Source organism: Winogradskyella eckloniae (assembly GCF_013249045.1).
Classification (GTDB): Bacteria; Bacteroidota; Bacteroidia; order Flavobacteriales; family Flavobacteriaceae; genus Winogradskyella; species Winogradskyella eckloniae.
In genome coordinates this window covers 213,168-228,832 of record NZ_JABRWP010000002.1, presented here as the reverse complement: position 1 = coordinate 228,832, position 15,665 = coordinate 213,168, and the positions used below count along the sequence as shown (strand labels likewise).

17 protein-coding genes are annotated in these 15,665 nt (G+C 31.6%); 4 read left to right on the top strand and 13 right to left on the bottom strand.

What is annotated here, in order from left to right; genetic code table 11:
* Position 1: 1 nt before the first annotated feature.
* From HNV08_RS04000 to HNV08_RS03955, 10 genes are all read right to left on the bottom strand, one after another.
* The gene (locus HNV08_RS04000; RefSeq protein ID WP_173279882.1) at positions 2 to 1,603 is read right to left on the bottom strand and encodes a PAS domain-containing sensor histidine kinase; all 1,602 of its coding nucleotides are present in this window, start codon (positions 1,601 to 1,603) and stop codon (positions 2 to 4) included.
* Complete coding sequence (locus HNV08_RS03995) at positions 1,603 to 2,142, bottom strand: heme NO-binding domain-containing protein (RefSeq protein ID WP_173279881.1); 540 nt, start codon at positions 2,140 to 2,142, stop codon at positions 1,603 to 1,605. Before HNV08_RS03995 ends, HNV08_RS04000 begins: the two co-directional genes overlap by 1 nt.
* Positions 2,142 to 2,552: a response regulator gene (locus HNV08_RS03990; protein ID WP_173279880.1), complete on the bottom strand. Its 411-nt coding sequence runs from the start codon at positions 2,550 to 2,552 to the stop codon at positions 2,142 to 2,144. Before HNV08_RS03990 ends, HNV08_RS03995 begins: the two co-directional genes overlap by 1 nt.
* Before the next feature lie 573 nt (positions 2,553 to 3,125).
* Positions 3,126 to 3,485, bottom strand: coding sequence for an MmcQ/YjbR family DNA-binding protein (locus HNV08_RS03985; protein ID WP_173279879.1), 360 nt, complete (start codon positions 3,483 to 3,485; stop codon positions 3,126 to 3,128).
* Positions 3,486 to 3,502: 17 nt separating this feature from the next.
* The gene (locus HNV08_RS03980) at positions 3,503 to 4,123 is read right to left on the bottom strand and encodes a DUF4230 domain-containing protein (protein ID WP_173279878.1); all 621 of its coding nucleotides are present in this window, start codon (positions 4,121 to 4,123) and stop codon (positions 3,503 to 3,505) included.
* Between the two features lie 71 nt (positions 4,124 to 4,194).
* Positions 4,195 to 4,545 carry a DUF4260 domain-containing protein gene (locus tag HNV08_RS03975; RefSeq protein ID WP_173279877.1) on the bottom strand — a complete coding sequence of 117 codons (351 nt, stop codon included), beginning with the start codon at positions 4,543 to 4,545 and terminating at the stop codon, positions 4,195 to 4,197.
* A 10-nt stretch (positions 4,546 to 4,555) separates the two neighbouring features.
* Complete coding sequence (locus tag HNV08_RS03970) at positions 4,556 to 5,305, bottom strand: cyclase family protein (protein ID WP_173279876.1); 750 nt, start codon at positions 5,303 to 5,305, stop codon at positions 4,556 to 4,558.
* Complete coding sequence (gene hemW, locus HNV08_RS03965; protein ID WP_173280129.1) at positions 5,299 to 6,477, bottom strand: radical SAM family heme chaperone HemW; 1,179 nt, start codon at positions 6,475 to 6,477, stop codon at positions 5,299 to 5,301. Before hemW ends, HNV08_RS03970 begins: the two co-directional genes overlap by 7 nt.
* A gap of 46 nt (positions 6,478 to 6,523) precedes the next feature.
* The gene (gene ruvC, locus HNV08_RS03960; RefSeq protein ID WP_173279875.1) at positions 6,524 to 7,084 is read right to left on the bottom strand and encodes a crossover junction endodeoxyribonuclease RuvC; all 561 of its coding nucleotides are present in this window, start codon (positions 7,082 to 7,084) and stop codon (positions 6,524 to 6,526) included.
* A 12-nt stretch (positions 7,085 to 7,096) separates the two neighbouring features.
* Positions 7,097 to 7,738, bottom strand: a complete 642-nt coding sequence (locus HNV08_RS03955) for a cell envelope biogenesis protein OmpA (RefSeq protein ID WP_173279874.1) — start codon at positions 7,736 to 7,738, stop codon at positions 7,097 to 7,099.
* Positions 7,739 to 7,766: 28 nt separating this feature from the next.
* Here HNV08_RS03955 and HNV08_RS03950 point away from each other — a divergent pair, with 28 nt between their 5' ends.
* The 4 genes from HNV08_RS03950 to HNV08_RS03935 are packed head-to-tail and all read left to right on the top strand — an operon-like array spanning position 7,767 to position 11,521.
* Entirely contained in the window at positions 7,767 to 8,741 is a 975-nt protein-coding gene (locus HNV08_RS03950) for a lysylphosphatidylglycerol synthase domain-containing protein (protein ID WP_173279873.1), read from the top strand.
* The gene (locus HNV08_RS03945) at positions 8,735 to 9,868 is read left to right on the top strand and encodes a glycosyltransferase family 2 protein (RefSeq protein ID WP_173279872.1); all 1,134 of its coding nucleotides are present in this window, start codon (positions 8,735 to 8,737) and stop codon (positions 9,866 to 9,868) included. The genes HNV08_RS03950 and HNV08_RS03945 overlap by 7 nt, the downstream gene beginning before the upstream one ends.
* Before the next feature lie 51 nt (positions 9,869 to 9,919).
* Positions 9,920 to 10,780 carry a hypothetical protein gene (locus tag HNV08_RS03940; RefSeq protein ID WP_173279871.1) on the top strand — a complete coding sequence of 287 codons (861 nt, stop codon included), beginning with the start codon at positions 9,920 to 9,922 and terminating at the stop codon, positions 10,778 to 10,780.
* Between the two features lie 3 nt (positions 10,781 to 10,783).
* The gene (locus HNV08_RS03935) at positions 10,784 to 11,521 is read left to right on the top strand and encodes a Bax inhibitor-1/YccA family protein (protein WP_173279870.1); all 738 of its coding nucleotides are present in this window, start codon (positions 10,784 to 10,786) and stop codon (positions 11,519 to 11,521) included.
* Between the two features lie 7 nt (positions 11,522 to 11,528).
* Here the strand turns inward: HNV08_RS03935 and HNV08_RS03930 are convergent, their stop codons facing one another.
* The 3 genes from HNV08_RS03930 to HNV08_RS03920 form a co-directional block, all read right to left on the bottom strand.
* Positions 11,529 to 12,005 (bottom strand): hypothetical protein, encoded by a 477-nt coding sequence (locus HNV08_RS03930; RefSeq protein WP_173279869.1) that lies wholly within the window; start codon positions 12,003 to 12,005, stop codon positions 11,529 to 11,531.
* Positions 12,006 to 12,119: 114 nt separating this feature from the next.
* On the bottom strand, positions 12,120 to 13,250 hold the full coding sequence (locus HNV08_RS03925) for a tetratricopeptide repeat protein (RefSeq protein WP_173279868.1): 1,131 nt from the start codon (positions 13,248 to 13,250) through the stop codon (positions 12,120 to 12,122).
* Between the two features lie 11 nt (positions 13,251 to 13,261).
* Positions 13,262 to 15,664: a M56 family metallopeptidase gene (locus HNV08_RS03920; protein ID WP_173279867.1), complete on the bottom strand. Its 2,403-nt coding sequence runs from the start codon at positions 15,662 to 15,664 to the stop codon at positions 13,262 to 13,264.
* Position 15,665 lies beyond the last annotated feature (1 nt).

Genomic DNA, 15,665 nt, shown 5'->3' with positions numbered 1-15,665 from the left:
GCTATTTTTTTATTGTGAAGTAAAATGTAGTACCTAAATCAACTTGGCTATCTAACCATATTTCCCCTTCATGGAGATCAACAATTTTTTTAACTATTGATAAACCGATGCCTGTTGAGTCTTTACTTTTCTTTAATGAGTGAAAAATCTTAAATATTTTATCGTGATATTTTTTATCAATTCCGATGCCATTATCTGAAACCGAAAATTCATAATAACTAGGTAATTCTTTAACTTTTATACGTATAAGTCCTTCTGGCTTATCTATAAATTTTACGGCATTACTGATAAGATTTTGAAAGAGTTGCTGCAACTTTGTTTGATCTCCCTTTACTACTGGTAATTTATGTGGTATTACAACCTCAACATGTTCTGGCACGTATAAAATTTTAACCAAATCATTGACTAAGACATCTAAGTCTACATCTGCCTTTTCTTTATCTTCAGAGCCAGCGCTAGAGTAGGCTAAAATATCTGTGATGAGTTGCTCCATTTTTTCTAAGGTCGTTTCTATGTGTGCAAAATTTTGCATACTAACCTCATCTAAAATAGACTTATTATCTTCTTTTAGCCAACTTACTAATGCGTTGATACTTCTTAAAGGTGATTTTAAATCGTGTGATACAATATGTGCGTACTCATGCAACTCATTGTTTCTGGTTTCTAAAGTTTTTAACAACCCTTCTTTTTGAAGTTGAAGATTTTTTAAATCTGTGATATCAAAGCTTATACCTATAGATCCAATAATGTTGCCGTTTAAATCGTAATTAGGTGCACCACTAATTAACCAATATCTTAAGTCGCCATTTTTCATTTTAACGCGCGCTTCATACGCGTTACTTTTACCACTTTTTCGTTCTATTGTTTTTTCGTGAACTAAGTCCTTGTCTTCTTCTGCTGGTAATATTTCTTTTGCGACAATACCAATTAATTCTTCTTCTGTAAAACCTGTCATCTTACAAAAGCTTTGGTTGGCCATCATTATTTTTTCGTCCTTATCTAACTCAACCAAACCTAAATGCATGTTTGCTATAATACGGCTGTATTTTTGCTTTTCTGCTTCTATGGCTTGTCTGTACTTATTTTCATAAGTGACATCTCTAATTATACCTTGCGCTGCAATTGCTTTATTGTTTTCGTCTAAAATGACACTTGCATTGACTTGAGCTATGATTTGTTTTCCGGATTTTGTGTTTAATTTTACTTTAAAATCTGTAACCGAACCTTCTGACATTAGCACTTCAAAGGTACTCATGACATTATCTATTTCGTCTTTATCTGCAATTGCAAATAAATTAAAATCGTTGTTACTGTGATTATAACCCAAAAGACTAATAGCGGCTTCGTTCATTTTTAGAACGTTGCCCCATAAATCCATTACAATATAGGCGTCAATAATATTTTCGAATACACCTTGCAGTTCTGTATTCTGTTCTTTAACTGTTTTTTGAAGTTTAGAATTTGCTTTTTTTAACTCTTGAGTTATATCAAATAACTCTGTAGATTTTTGCTCTAGAATTTCTTCGGCAGCTTTTCTAGCAGCTTTTTCCCTTTTTAAGGCTCTTTTGTAGATTTCTATTTCGTCCTTAAGGGTTTGTTTCATTATATCTTTTCTATAAAGAATCTTACTTCACTACCTGCATCATTCAGTTTTTCAAACTTTATATCTACTGGTGTTTTAAAGAGTTTAAAGGTTTCTAACATTAACCCTTTGCCTAACATATACAAGGCCTTTTCGGATTTGTATACCATAACCAATTTGTCGTTAGTTTTTTCTTCTAAAACAAATGTTGGTAATTGTGCTTCTGGGTAAATTTTTTGAACTTCTATATGAATATGATTTTCTATTGAAGCCAATAAATTTAATGGGTCTTTGTAGTGCTCCACTAAATTAGGATGAGATTTTATTAAGGCTTTAAATAAGTGTTCTGAATACACCAACAATAAATCATCTACAGAAATACTGGTGTTTTCACTAAGATGCGATATTAATTGTAACATTTCAGAAAACTCGTAAGTGCCTACTGAAGTGTAGACACCATTTGACTCTAAATTTGATTGATTGATGATCTCATCAACCATGGCTAAACCAAATTTTTCTTCTACTAAATCTAAGAATTCTGTAAATATTATTCCTTTCACTATGCCGTGATTAACTCATTGATGCTCCAATATGACAATAATTTTTCAATTTTAAAAACATAATCTTCATATTTTAACGGTTTTAATACATAACCTGCTATTCCTATCTCAAAACAGGCCAATAAATCTCTTTTATTACTAGATGTTGTTAAAATAATGGTAGGTATATACTTTAATCGTTCGTCACTCTTTAATATTTTTAAAAACTCAATACCGTTAATTTTAGGCATATTTAAATCCAATAAAATAACGTCTGGTAATTTATCTTTTTGCTCTAAAACTTTTAAAGCTTCTTCTCCATTATTTGCTTCTACAATATTATGCTGAAGTTTTAATGATGAAACTGCTCTATTCAGCTTCATAACTTCTATCATATCATCTTCAATTAATAAAATATTTAAGTTACTCATAATTGCGTTGTTTATTTATCAAGGTCAAAATTATTCAGAAATCTCTATAATCTTAGTAGATTTCGTTTGAGCGTACTTTAGTTTAGGTGGATGGCAATTTACTATCGACGAACGGTAAAATTGTTGTATTTACGTGGGCTACACGGATATTTTAAGCTCACTAATCGATATTTTAAGAATATCGTCGATAAACGGTAAAATTCTACATTTGTTGAGGCTTGCAATCTTTTTACAGTAGTTTATTAAAAACAAACAACTTAAGCGGTAATTGCATTATTCAACGCATTCAATTCTTATGGTATTCCAACACAATAGTATTAGGCATTACCTAACAATTTTCGTTTCTAACCCTATCAGTGAGAATTTTACGTCTTATTTTCTTTAATTCATTTTAATTTTAAAATTTCAATTGATTGTACATCATCGTTTTAGTTTTTAATTTGAGGGATAAATAAATTAACTACTACAAAATTAAAGTTTACATGCATGCTTTTCTGTGTTTTTCGACGAGTGGACCATTTCGTGTGTTGCGTGGTCAATTTCTTTCCATAAGTGAAAATAAGCGAATATATTTTACAATTGCGCTCTGAGCTTTTTAGGTAAACCTCTGATAACCATGCCATAAGAATGATCGATTAATTCGGTAATTAGTGTTGGTGAGAGTTCTCCTGTTAGCACATACACACTATTCCATAGCTTTTTGTGCATATGATAGCCTGGTTTTATACTATGATACTCAGCTCTGAGTTCTTGAGCGTATTCTGGGTCGCATTTTAAATTTATAAAGGCTTCACCGTTTTCCCAACGCTTTAAAGATGCTAAAGCAAACATTTTATCACAGACTTTAAAAACTAACGTATCATTATCAAAAGGAAAGTGCTCGGTTACTTTCTTTTTTTTCATGCAATAGTTTCTAAAGTCTTCTATATTCATAACTGCTGTATTGTAGACTAATGCTCTTTTTTCAATAGTTTTTGGTCTTCACCATCTTCTATTTTTAATGCTGTGTAATCTAATCGCCAACCAATGGTTTCGACTAAATTTTCTATAAGATGAATCGCTTCCAAGGCTTCTTGCTTTGCCACATTATACAAACCACTTTCTGGTATTTTCTCCATAATATGGGCTTTAGCTTTTGTATGAAGATCTGTTAAATCTGAAGCTTCAAACTTATTAAACATACCATCTTGTTTGTCGTAATAATTAATATTGCTCTCTATTGATAAGACTTCGGGTTGGGGAAAATGAGTTAAACTAACAGTTTTTGTTTTAGGGTTTGAAGCCATCTGCACTTTACCCAAATCAAAACCAACATGCGCTTTAGCATTGATAACAACCAAAGCTTTTTTTCGGCTTGAAATAAGTTTTAAGAATTTCTCTTTTACGTCTTCATAATGGTAAATTTCTGCAAAATCACCTTCTACAGTTACAAATTTACACACACGCTTAATTTTATCTAAAATTAGAATAGACTGTTCATTCGTTACTTTTTTTGTTTTCCATTGTTTATAGATAGTAACAATACCCAAAGTCACAAGAATACTAATGATGATGATAAAGAAAGTTTCCATGTAATAAATTTTATTTCACTTTACTATATGACACTGAGCTCTGTGTATTGTCACATATTAACATTGTTGTATTAATCGCCTAATTTTTCTAAATGTGTACGTTTAAAGTTATCTAAATACTTAAATCCATAACCAAATACTCTGTCTATTGAGGCGTGCGAAAATAATATAACACCTATAAGTTTTAAGACTTCCAAGTTATAATATATACCAATAAGATAAATTAATATTGCTAACCCTTTATGATGAAAAACATTATAACCAATACCTCCAATTTTAGGGTTAACCAAATAACCTAAGGCGCCTATATCTGGCGCTAACAACAAACCTACAAACCACCACCAATTAAAATCTAATAAGCTAAAAAGATAAAGGCCTAATGCGAACATCATAAGTTCTTCTAATTTCAATAACGTTTTCATAACCAATAGATTAAGCAATGATTTTATATAATATAGGTTTACTTGGACTAGCATCGTTCTCAAAAGGTGCTATCTGTAAATTAAGCATATAGCAACCGTCATCTATTTTGTTAGACACATAGATAAATTCTGTAATTGTTGCGTCCAATCTCAATTTCCCACGCGTATTCCAAAACGCGTTATGTGCTAATAATTCGCCTTCGTCTTGTTCTTTATCTACACTTGGCAAATCTATGAGTAAATGCTTTACACCTTTTGTTTTTAAATATTCTGCCGCTTCTACTTTTAAGTACGTAGGATTGGTGTGAGAATATTGCTTAGTTAATTTTTCCCTTGTATTTGGGATTGTTCTTATTACTACAGCGTCGCGTTTTTTATTACCTAAGGCAAATTGCAATTGCTTTTTAGAAATCACATAATCATCGCCTAACTTTTCTGGTGCAACTGTAATTACTTCCGCTAAAAAGAAAAATTGGGTTAAATGTTTATTTATAGAATAGACTTTCTCTGTTATATGACCTACGGTTTCTGTATGTGTACCATGAGAATGTGGATTAAAATTTATGGTATTAAAATTAACAACAGCACCTTTTTCTACACTAATGGTTTCGCCATCCATTACTTCTGGCTCAATTTTAGGAGGTCCTAAATACCACGCATTTACATTAGACACTCCATTTTTTATAGCTATGGAAATGTCTAAAGGTTGAGATAAATCTATCTTTAATTTTCTTGAATTGTATTGTATGGTTGTTAACACGTCGCGTTGATTTTAAATAATTCTGATGCAATACCATCACATAAAAATTGTCCTTTTTTAGTGACACGTATGTGCTTATCTTCAATATACAATAATTGTTGATTTATAAAAACTTCTGCCTGCTCAATTAAATAATCTTTATCATCTAAGCCAAAATCGCTTTCTACCTTTTCAATAGAAACGCCCCAAATAGTTCGTAAACCTGTCATTATATACTCATTATATTGATCTGTTTTTGTTAACGTTTCAATTTCTATGGGTAGCTCATTTAGGTCTAATGCTTTTATATATTTTGAATTATTCCTCACATTCCAGCCACGTTGCGTTCCGTTAAAAGAATGTGCTGAAGGTCCAATACCGATATAAGATTTCCCTTGCCAATATGCCGAATTGTTTTTACTAAAATAACCATCTTTACCAAAATTAGACAACTCATAATGCATAAAACCTGAAGCTTCTAACTTTTCTTTTAATATATGAAATTGCTCATGTGCTTGCTCATCATTTACATCTTTTATGACACCTTTTTCTATAAACGACGCTAATGCTGTTTTGGGCTCAACCGTTAGCGCATAACTAGAAATATGAGGCACACCAAAACGTAAAGCTGTTTCTATATTTTGAATCCATTGCGCGTTTGATGCGCCTGGAATGCCGTAAATTAAATCTAAAGAAATATTACTAAAATGTTTCGTAGCTTCCTCTAAACAGGCTTTTGCTTCGCTTGCATTGTGCGCACGATTCATCAGTTTTAAATCGGCTTCAAAAAAAGATTGAATACCTATAGATAAACGATTGATTTTACTTTTAGATAGTTTGACGATTCTATCTACAGATAAATCATCTGGGTTGGCCTCTAAAGTGATTTCTGGATCCTCTGAAACTTGATAGTTGTTATAAACCTCATCGATTAAAAATTGCAACTCCTCATTGGTTAATAATGAAGGTGTGCCGCCTCCAAAATAAATGGTTTCAACCGTTGTATTTTTAAACTCAGTTTTTCTAAGCTGCATCTCTTTTGCTAATGCATTTATGAGTTCATCTTTTTTCTTCAGTGATGTTGAAAAATGAAAATCGCAATAATGACATGCTTGTTTGCAAAATGGTATGTGAATGTAGATGCCACCAGAAGCCCCTTCTAACTTCCCCAAAAGGGAAGAATTCTTACTCATACGTTTTGGTTCATTTATCATTACGTATTATTTTCCCCTTTGGGGATTAAGGGGCTTTTTTTACACGTCCTTCATTCTGCTTTACAAAAGAAGCCCAACCAGAATAACTTTTACCAACCTCTACTCTACCTTGGTTATAAAAATGACAAACTGCAGCAGCTAAACCATCCATAGAATCGAGGTTTTTAGGAATTGTTTTTAGTCCCAACATGCTTTGTAACATTTTAGCTACTTGTTCTTTACTTGCATTTCCGTTTCCCGTTATGGCCATTTTAATTTTCTTAGGCGCATATTCCGTAATTGGTACTTCGCGAGATAAACCTGCTGCCATAGCAACACCTTGTGCGCGTCCTAACTTAAGCATACTTTGTACGTTTTTCCCAAAGAATGGTGCTTCAATTGCTATTTCATCTGGATGATACGTATCAATAAGCTCTACAGTCCGTTCAAAAATGAGTTTTAATTTTAGATAATGATCATCGTACTTTTTGAGTATTAGCTCATTAAGTTGCATAAATTCCATTTTTTTACCAACCACTTTTATGAGCCCAAAACCCATAATGGTTGTACCTGGATCAATGCCTAAAATAATTTTTTCTTTACTCATTTTTGCTATAGGTTAGTCACAATATTGACAACCACTTAACGAAACTGCCAAACCAAAGGTAAGGTTAAAAACACTACCATTAAAGGCTCCTAAACCATTTGGCAATGCAGGATTATAATCTTCTAAGCTTGTAAATCCGTAAATATATGCTACATCAGTAAACACAGACACCTTTTCATTAATAGCATAATGAATTTCTAAACCACCAAGCAGATTTAAATAGGTTTGTTTATTTTCTTTCAATGTACCTAATGGTTTGGCAAAAGACACTCCTGGTCCTGCATGCAAAACTGTTCGTAATCGCGAAGGTAAAAACCCTATATAATTAGAAGGATCAAATACAAACTGAGCGTTAATTCTTGAATAATTAATCTTAAATTCTGGCGTGTCTTCGTGGCTTTTAAACCGATTAAATCCAAAATCTAATTTTACACCATATTCCCTTTTTAACATATGCTGAACGCCTAAATTTACCGTTGGAAAATTTACTGCCTGTGCATAAGAACCATTTACAAAACCATCTGTAGTTGGGTAATTAACACCAAGTGCAAAAAGTGCCTTCCATTTTGCAGTATCTCTTAATTGTGCCGCACTACCAAAGGTTATAAAAACGATGATAAAAAAGAAAAGGTATTGTTTAAAATTGTATCGCATCTCTAAGTTTTTGATTTTATTTGTACTTATGAATGTATCCTTGCATTACAAAGCTAAACAATTCTTCTTTGTCCTTATTAAGATAAGCATTGTAGTTGGTGCATTTTATTTTATTTATTCTAAAGTTATTGCAAATGAGAATTTAAAATTTCTCGATTTTATCTCATTTTTAAAGCAAAACGACACTTTTTCGGTTCAAAACATCATTTTTTTAATCTTTTTAAGCTTTTTTAATTGGTTTTTCGAAATTTTAAAATGGCAACATTTAGTTAAAACAATAAACTCCATTTCCTTTAATTCTGCTTTTGTTCAAAGTTTCGCAGCACTTACAACATCCCTAATTACACCAAACCGAATTGGTGATTATGGCGCTAAAGCTATGTACTATTCAAAACCTTTAAGAACAAAAATAATACTGCTAAACCTCATTGGCAATTTGTCTCAAATGTCTATTACGATGATAACTGGTTCTATTTGCTTTTTGCTCTTTACCAATCGATATCATATTGACCTTAATTATTTTAAAATCGCCAAAATCACTCTATTCTTTATAATCGTGATTTTGTTTACCTTTTTAGGCACAAAGCAAAAACACTTTAAAATAAAAGGATTTTCAATGGCTACCATTGTAGCATTTACCAAATCAATTTCTATAACAACGAAGCGCTTAACTCTATTATTGTCTCTACTTCGTTATGCGATTTTCTCATTTCAGTTTTTCGTTTTATTAAGAATTTTTAGTGTAGATATCAGCTACATGAACGCTATGATTGTTATCTCTAGTTTCTATTTATTATCTTCAATCATCCCAACAATAGCTATTTTCGATGTTATTGTTAAAGGTGGTATTGCCGTTTATTTATTTGGTTATCTTGGTATTGATGAATTGACCATTTTATCAATAACCACCTTAATGTGGCTCTTAAATTTTGTATTACCTAGTGTTATTGGTAGTTATTTTGTACTTAACTTTAAATTTCCTAAACCTATATCGCAATGCTAACTTTATTTATTGTTATTAGTATTAGTTACTTAGTCGTTATTGGTGTAATTCTACTAGGTTTTGATAAGGTCGAAGAATTTAATCTTCAAGATGTACCTGCTCGCACTAAATTTTCATTAATTATTCCGTTTAGAAATGAAGCCGAGAATCTTACTAACTTATTAAAGTCTATAGAACAACTTAATTATCCGCCTTCTTATTTTGAAGTTGTTTTAATCAACGATAAATCTGAAGATAAGTCAGTAGAAATTATTGAGAAAATAATATCTAAAAAATCATTCTCTAGTCTAAATCTTCAAATTATAGACAATCAAAGAAGGTCTAATGCTGCAAAAAAAGATGCTATTACCTTAGGTGTTTCTTTATCAAAAAACGAGTGGATTGTAACCACAGATGCAGATTGTATTTTACCAAAATATTGGTTAGATAGTTTTGATGAATTTATTCAACACCATGAAACACAAGCAATAGTCGCACCTGTGACTTACAAAGGCGTATCTTCCTTTTTTAATCGCTTTCAAACCTTAGATTTCTTAAGTCTACAAGGTGTAACTATTGGTAGTTTTGGCATACAAAAACCAATGCTTTGCAATGGTGCTAATTTTGCATATTTAAAAACAGCATTTTACCATGTCAGTGGTTTTGATGGTAATACCACTATAGCGAGTGGTGACGATGTATTTCTTTTAGAAAAATTAGTAAAAAAGAATAAGAAAAACGTCCATTATTTAAAATGTAAGCAAGCAATTGTAACCACACATGCTGCCAAAAATTTAGATGCATTACTACATCAGCGTATACGATGGGCTTCTAAAACCAGCAGCTTAGCTCAAAAGACGACAAAAATAATAGGTGCTTTGGTAATATTAGAAAATGTAATGTGTCTTTCGTTATTACCAACTTATTTTCTAGGCCTTATTTCCATAAAATCAGTGCTAGCTTTACTGATTATTAAATTTAGTATCGACTTTTTATTAGTATTTAAAACGTTGCGATTCTTTAAACAAGAAGCTATTTTACCTTCATTTATAATATCTAGCCTACTCTATCCTGTCTTTAATATTGGTATCTTTATCCTATCATTCTTTAAATCATACCGTTGGAAAGGTAGAACATCGAAAAAATAATGTCACTATGTCGATTTCATATAGTTTTACGATAACCAAATCTCGTAACGCATGAAAACGTTTTACTTTTTTATTTTATTGCTTTTTACTTTTCAATTTAATTTCTCCCAAGAAAACTACACTATTAATGGTGAAACATTAGAACTCAACACTGAAGTAAAAGGAAAACTAAGTTTACTATGGACCAGTGAAAACGGTGGTTTTAGATACTTTGTTAAAAAAAACAATACTATTACCGAGTTAATTAACTCTAAAGGTAAAGACAAAAATTATCTTGCAGAATACAAAACTACGTTGAGTAATCTTACAAATGGTAAAGAAACTGAATCTTTAAAGTTTAGATTATACGATATAAAATCTTTAATCGATGCCTATAATTTATCTGAAGACAATGCCTATAATAGTGCCGTTAAAAAAGGTAAAATTGGGTTACGATTAGGCGCTTTTGGAGGTTTTACAAACAGTCCGTTTGTTGAAAACCCGGAAAACGCGTTAGGCCTTCTATTGGGAGGAGAATTAGAATTTTTTGAAGCTGATTCTTTACCAAGACATTCCGGAATTTTACAAGCAAGACATGCTTTTGATACAGATGAATTTAATTATAGCACTACAGAATTTGCATTGGGCTATCGCTATAGATTGGTTAATAAATCTTGTTTTTCAGTTTATGGACAAGTGAAATTAGTGACCGTTAATATGTTTAACTCTACGCTAAAAGATGCTAATAATAACGATGTAGACAATAGCGCAACGTCTTTAGATGTCCCTTTTATTTTTGGTATTGGCTCTGATATAAAAGTTGGAAAAAATAGCTACCTTACCATAACTTATGGTGAATTATTTGCTGCGTTCCTAAAAAATCAGGGTAATTTTTCTACTGATTTATCTATAGGTTATAAGTTTAATTTATAATGAATGGCATTACGCAATTTAAAAACTTCTAATCCTGTATTTAATCGTTATTTCTGGGATGACAGAAAATCGACTACCAAAAAAATGACCGTTTCTGGTATTTTTTTTAAGTCTATTTTCGGGATAATTGTCATTGCTGCTATTACTACATATTTATGGAAGCTCAATGAAGCTGGCATTTCTATGCAATGGTTTACATTAGGAGGTATGCTTGCAGCCGCTATTATTAGCGTGTTAATTTCTGTAAGACAACATTGGTCGCCTATTTTGGTTCCGTTTTATATTATTGCAAAAGGCTGCTTTCTTGGTGGCTTTTCTGCTTATGGGCATCGTCATTATCCCGAATTGCCTTACCAAGCTATTGGTGTAACTATCGTGACGTTTTTTGTGATGTTGTTTCTATATCAACTTAGAATTATTGTTGTTACTAAAAAGCTAAGAAGTGTTGTGATTACAGCAACCGTTAGTATTATGCTTGTCTATTTAATATCCTGGATTCTAAGTTTTTTTGGTATCAAAACTTATATTTGGGGCACGTCTTGGTTGGCTATCATTTTTAATGTTTTGGCTGCCATTGTTGCTTCCTTTGCATTGTTACTCGACTTTGATTATATAGAACGCTACAAAAATAAAGCGCCTAAATACAAGGAATGGATTGCAACTTGGGGACTTTTAGCCACCCTTATTTGGTTATATATCGAAGTCCTTAGACTATTGCAGAAGTTTGCCGTTCGGTTTTAATGACACATTAATTGATTTGTACAATTACTGGCAATTGAAAAGCTGTAGTAACTTGCTGTCCTCTCTTTATTGCAGGATAGATTTTAGGAATATGTTTTAAACTTTGTCTTAAAAGACTATCTATTTCCGGAATTTCTACAACTGTTTCCGGATGTATTTTTATAGATTCTATCTCTAATAATCCATGCTTGTCAATAATAATATTCAGTTTTATAGTATCAAAAACATCATTAGTTACTACAATATTTTGTTCTGCTAAATACTGATTTACACTCGTAATAAGTGTATTTTGAAAACATACTTTACTCTCTTCTTTTACGGTTATAGAATCACAACTCGCAAAGGTTGGGTAGGTATCTACTTCAGTCCAATTAATTGCCTGCAGTTCCTCCTCAATTAAATCTTCAGGATAGACTTTCTTCTTTTCAAAGTAATTGCAAGAGGTTGCAAAAAGTAAGATTAAAAGACAAACAATTCGGTTCATTTATAGAATTCTGATGCCGAAAAGTACGAATATTTTATTTAAAACGTGCTAGATCGCTTCGCTTTTAGAATCAATCACTTAGACAACTATGTTTCCGTAATTATATGCCTTAATTTAATTTTCCTCTAAGAGTTTTTCGCGTTTTAATTCTTGCAAGCGCGCTTCTGCATATTTAACAAAGAAGCTTTTTTTATGCTTGACTATAAATTGCTCATAGAGTTTAATTTTGCTATCTAAATCGGCATAATATTCATCTTTTGTTCTCAGAATATAAAACTCAACCATAGTATTAGTCGGATCTTCTTTTAAAGATTTTTGAAACGCTTTTATAGCCTCGTCGTATTTTTTTTGCCTATTTAATAGTATTCCTAGCTTTTGATATTCTCTACCAAGTGGTTGATCTTTAATAAATAGTGATTTTTTAACGTAATCTTCAGCGGTTTCAAATTGCTTTAAACTCTCGTAATATGTACCAATTACATACATGGCATTAGCATCGTAAGGGTTATATTTTAAAGCTTGTTTTCTGTGGTAAATAGCGTCTTGATAATCTGAATTTTGAGCATAACTCAAACTTAATTTTTCGTGAATAAATTCTGATTTCTCTCCTAAGGCTAGTAATTTTTTAAACCAATCTATAGCATGTGTATAAAATTCTTGATGATAATACGTTTGAGCCTTTAAACTTATAAGTTCTACATTATGCTCATAACGCTCAAGACCTTTATCTACATAACCATGAACTTCTGTAAAATTTCGTTTTCGCAAATGATGCTTTGCAATTTTAAAGATTGCTTTTTGATGTGTATTATCTAAGTCATAGGTTTTAATAAATTGCCGCAACGCTGTTGTATCTTTTTGTTTTTCTAAAACAACACCCAATTCGTAATAATAATTAGGGTTAATACTATCTGATTTTATTAAGTTTAAAAACATCTCATTAGCGAGATCATACTTTTTAGTTTTGGCTAATAGTTTAGCATATTCATACTGAATGAGAAGGTTATCTTCATTGGCTTTGTTTGCTTTTTCATAGAACTCTAAAGCCTTGCCATAGTTTCCAATAGCTATATATGCCTTAGCTATTTCATCATAAACATCATCTAAATTACGCATCGATTTGTACGTCTCTATAGCTTTAGAAAAATTTCCGCTTGCATATAAATGATCGGCTTTGTCTTTTAGGTTTTGTGCATTTATACTAAAAGCAAAAACCAAGCTGAATAACAACCCAAGTAATCTCATACCTAACTAAATTAATCGTTTTTAATATCATTAATTTGAAAGACAATTGGCAATGAATAACGCACATCTACCGCATTACCATCTTGTTTCCCTGGCTTAAATTGTGGCAGTAATTTTAAAACTCTAACCGTTTCTTCTTCTAATTTTAGATGTGGCCCTTTGGCAACGATATGGTCTACAACTCCCTTTTTGTTAACTGTAAAATAGGTATAGATACGTTTTTTTCCATGCGTTAAACCTAGCGAATCTGCGAGTTTCATGTTAAAATTCTGTCCAACATGTTTATTAATGGCTGTTGCAAAACAATTTCTTTTGTCTTCTTCTAAGACCATTGCATCACAATCTGGATGCATTGGAGCGATTTCTACCTCACTAAAAGGAATATCTACAGAGCCATCTTTTAGGCTTCTTTCAATTAATTTTTCTTCACGCTTTCTTAAGGTTTCTAAATAGGTACTATCCATATCGCGTTCTAAATTTTGCTCTAATTCTGAAATCTGTTTATTTAATTGAATTACAACAGGATTTCCATCTTCTGAAGTTTGCAAAATGCGATCTCTCTTAGCAACAAGTTCTCTGTAAGTTTTGGTTTCTTGACTAATTTTATCATTACCATTAACCTGAAAAACAATAGGAATAGAAAAAGGAACTGTAACCACTTTTCCTCTTTGTTTACCAGGAATAAACTGCGGTAACGTTGCAATAACACGTTTCGCCTCTACTTCTAGTGCTTCACTTGGTCCTCTTGCCTTTACATCTTTAACGATACCATCTTTACCTATTTTAAACTGTACAAAAATGCGCTTTCTTCCAGAAGGCAAACTATCTCCAATACTTGTATTAAAATGTTTAGCAATATGCTTGTTTACAAACATATTCATGCAGTTTTTTCTATCTGCATTGCTTTCTAAATCTTTACAATCTATGGTGGTTGGTGTTTCATCTACTATTGAAAATGGCACTTCAATTTCTACTTTTTCTTCCTTATATCCTTTAGGACTTTGGTAATCTTCAATTATAAATGTAGACGCACCATCTGTCATTACAATTTTTTCATAATCACCATTTTCTAACTGCTTTAAGAAACCATCTAAACGGGCTTTATCTTTGGTTGTTTGGTTACCTAATTCTTCTACAAATAATCTTAAAATACCATCTCTTGCATTAGCTTCCCAACGTTCTTTCGCTTCTTTTGTGTTTTTGTAAGTCTTATAGTCATTATAAGTTTCAAATTTTGATAGCCTCATAAGGTCAGTGGTCTCCAGGTCTTTTCGAGTTAAAGTGCCTTTAATTGATTTATGTTTTAATATACCATCTGCTATATATTCCATATATGCTTTCAACTTTAAGAATTCAGTTCTTGAGCTTAAATATTTCACATTATCTCTATTACTAAATCCTGCATGCTCTGTAATTTCAAAAAACGTAGAGCCATTTTTCTCCATGGCTACATATTCATCATAATATTTTTTAATTAACTCAGCATCTGTTAATTCTTGAGATAATTCTTGCTTTGGAGTATCATTCTTTTGCGCTCTAACTTCAGTTGATGTATAAATTAACATCCCAAAAACCAAAGGCAGTAATAAAGCGTATTTTATAAGATTGAGTTGTTTTGATTTTGATTTTTGCAACATGGTAATTCGTTTTTTGATTAATGATTTGTTGAAAAATGAATTTGTAAATGAAACATGATTAACGTCTAATACTTGATTGAGTAAACTGGTGTAATATTCAGATTTTCCGGTTTGCTTTACGGCTTTGGCATCTGCGATATACTCGTGTAATTCCTTTATTCTTTTTTGATACATATAAACTAAAGGATTGAACCAAAACACTATTCTTAACAACTCAAAGAATAATAAATCTACCGTATGTAATTCTTTAATATGAACCATCTCGTGCTTATATATAGTAGGTTTTTCAGTTGCAGAAATATGATCGCCTAAAAATATGGTGTTAAAAAACGAAAATGCAGCACTACTTTTTATTAGGTTTACGACGAGAATATTGCCATTCCAACGTTTTGGATTTTGGTGTTTTAACCTATAAATCTTTGTAATTTTTACTAGAAAAATTAGCGCGGTAATGACCATACCTACAATGGCTACTATTTGCCAAATTGGTGTTTGCGGCTGCTCTATAATAATGCCTGCATGCTCGGCAATTTGTATATCGTAATTTGATGGTGTTTTTGTACCAATAAAAACTTCTGGTAATCTTATAACTACATCTTTAGTAGTCATAGTCTTTAATTCTGGAAATTTAACAAAAGGCAATACTAAAGATAATATTGCGGTTAGGATGAGATATGCTCTATTGTAATTAAAGAAGGTTTCTCGCTTAAGAAAAATATCATACACCAATAAAAACAAGGCCTGAAAAGCACTAACTTGAAGAATTGTATACAGCATA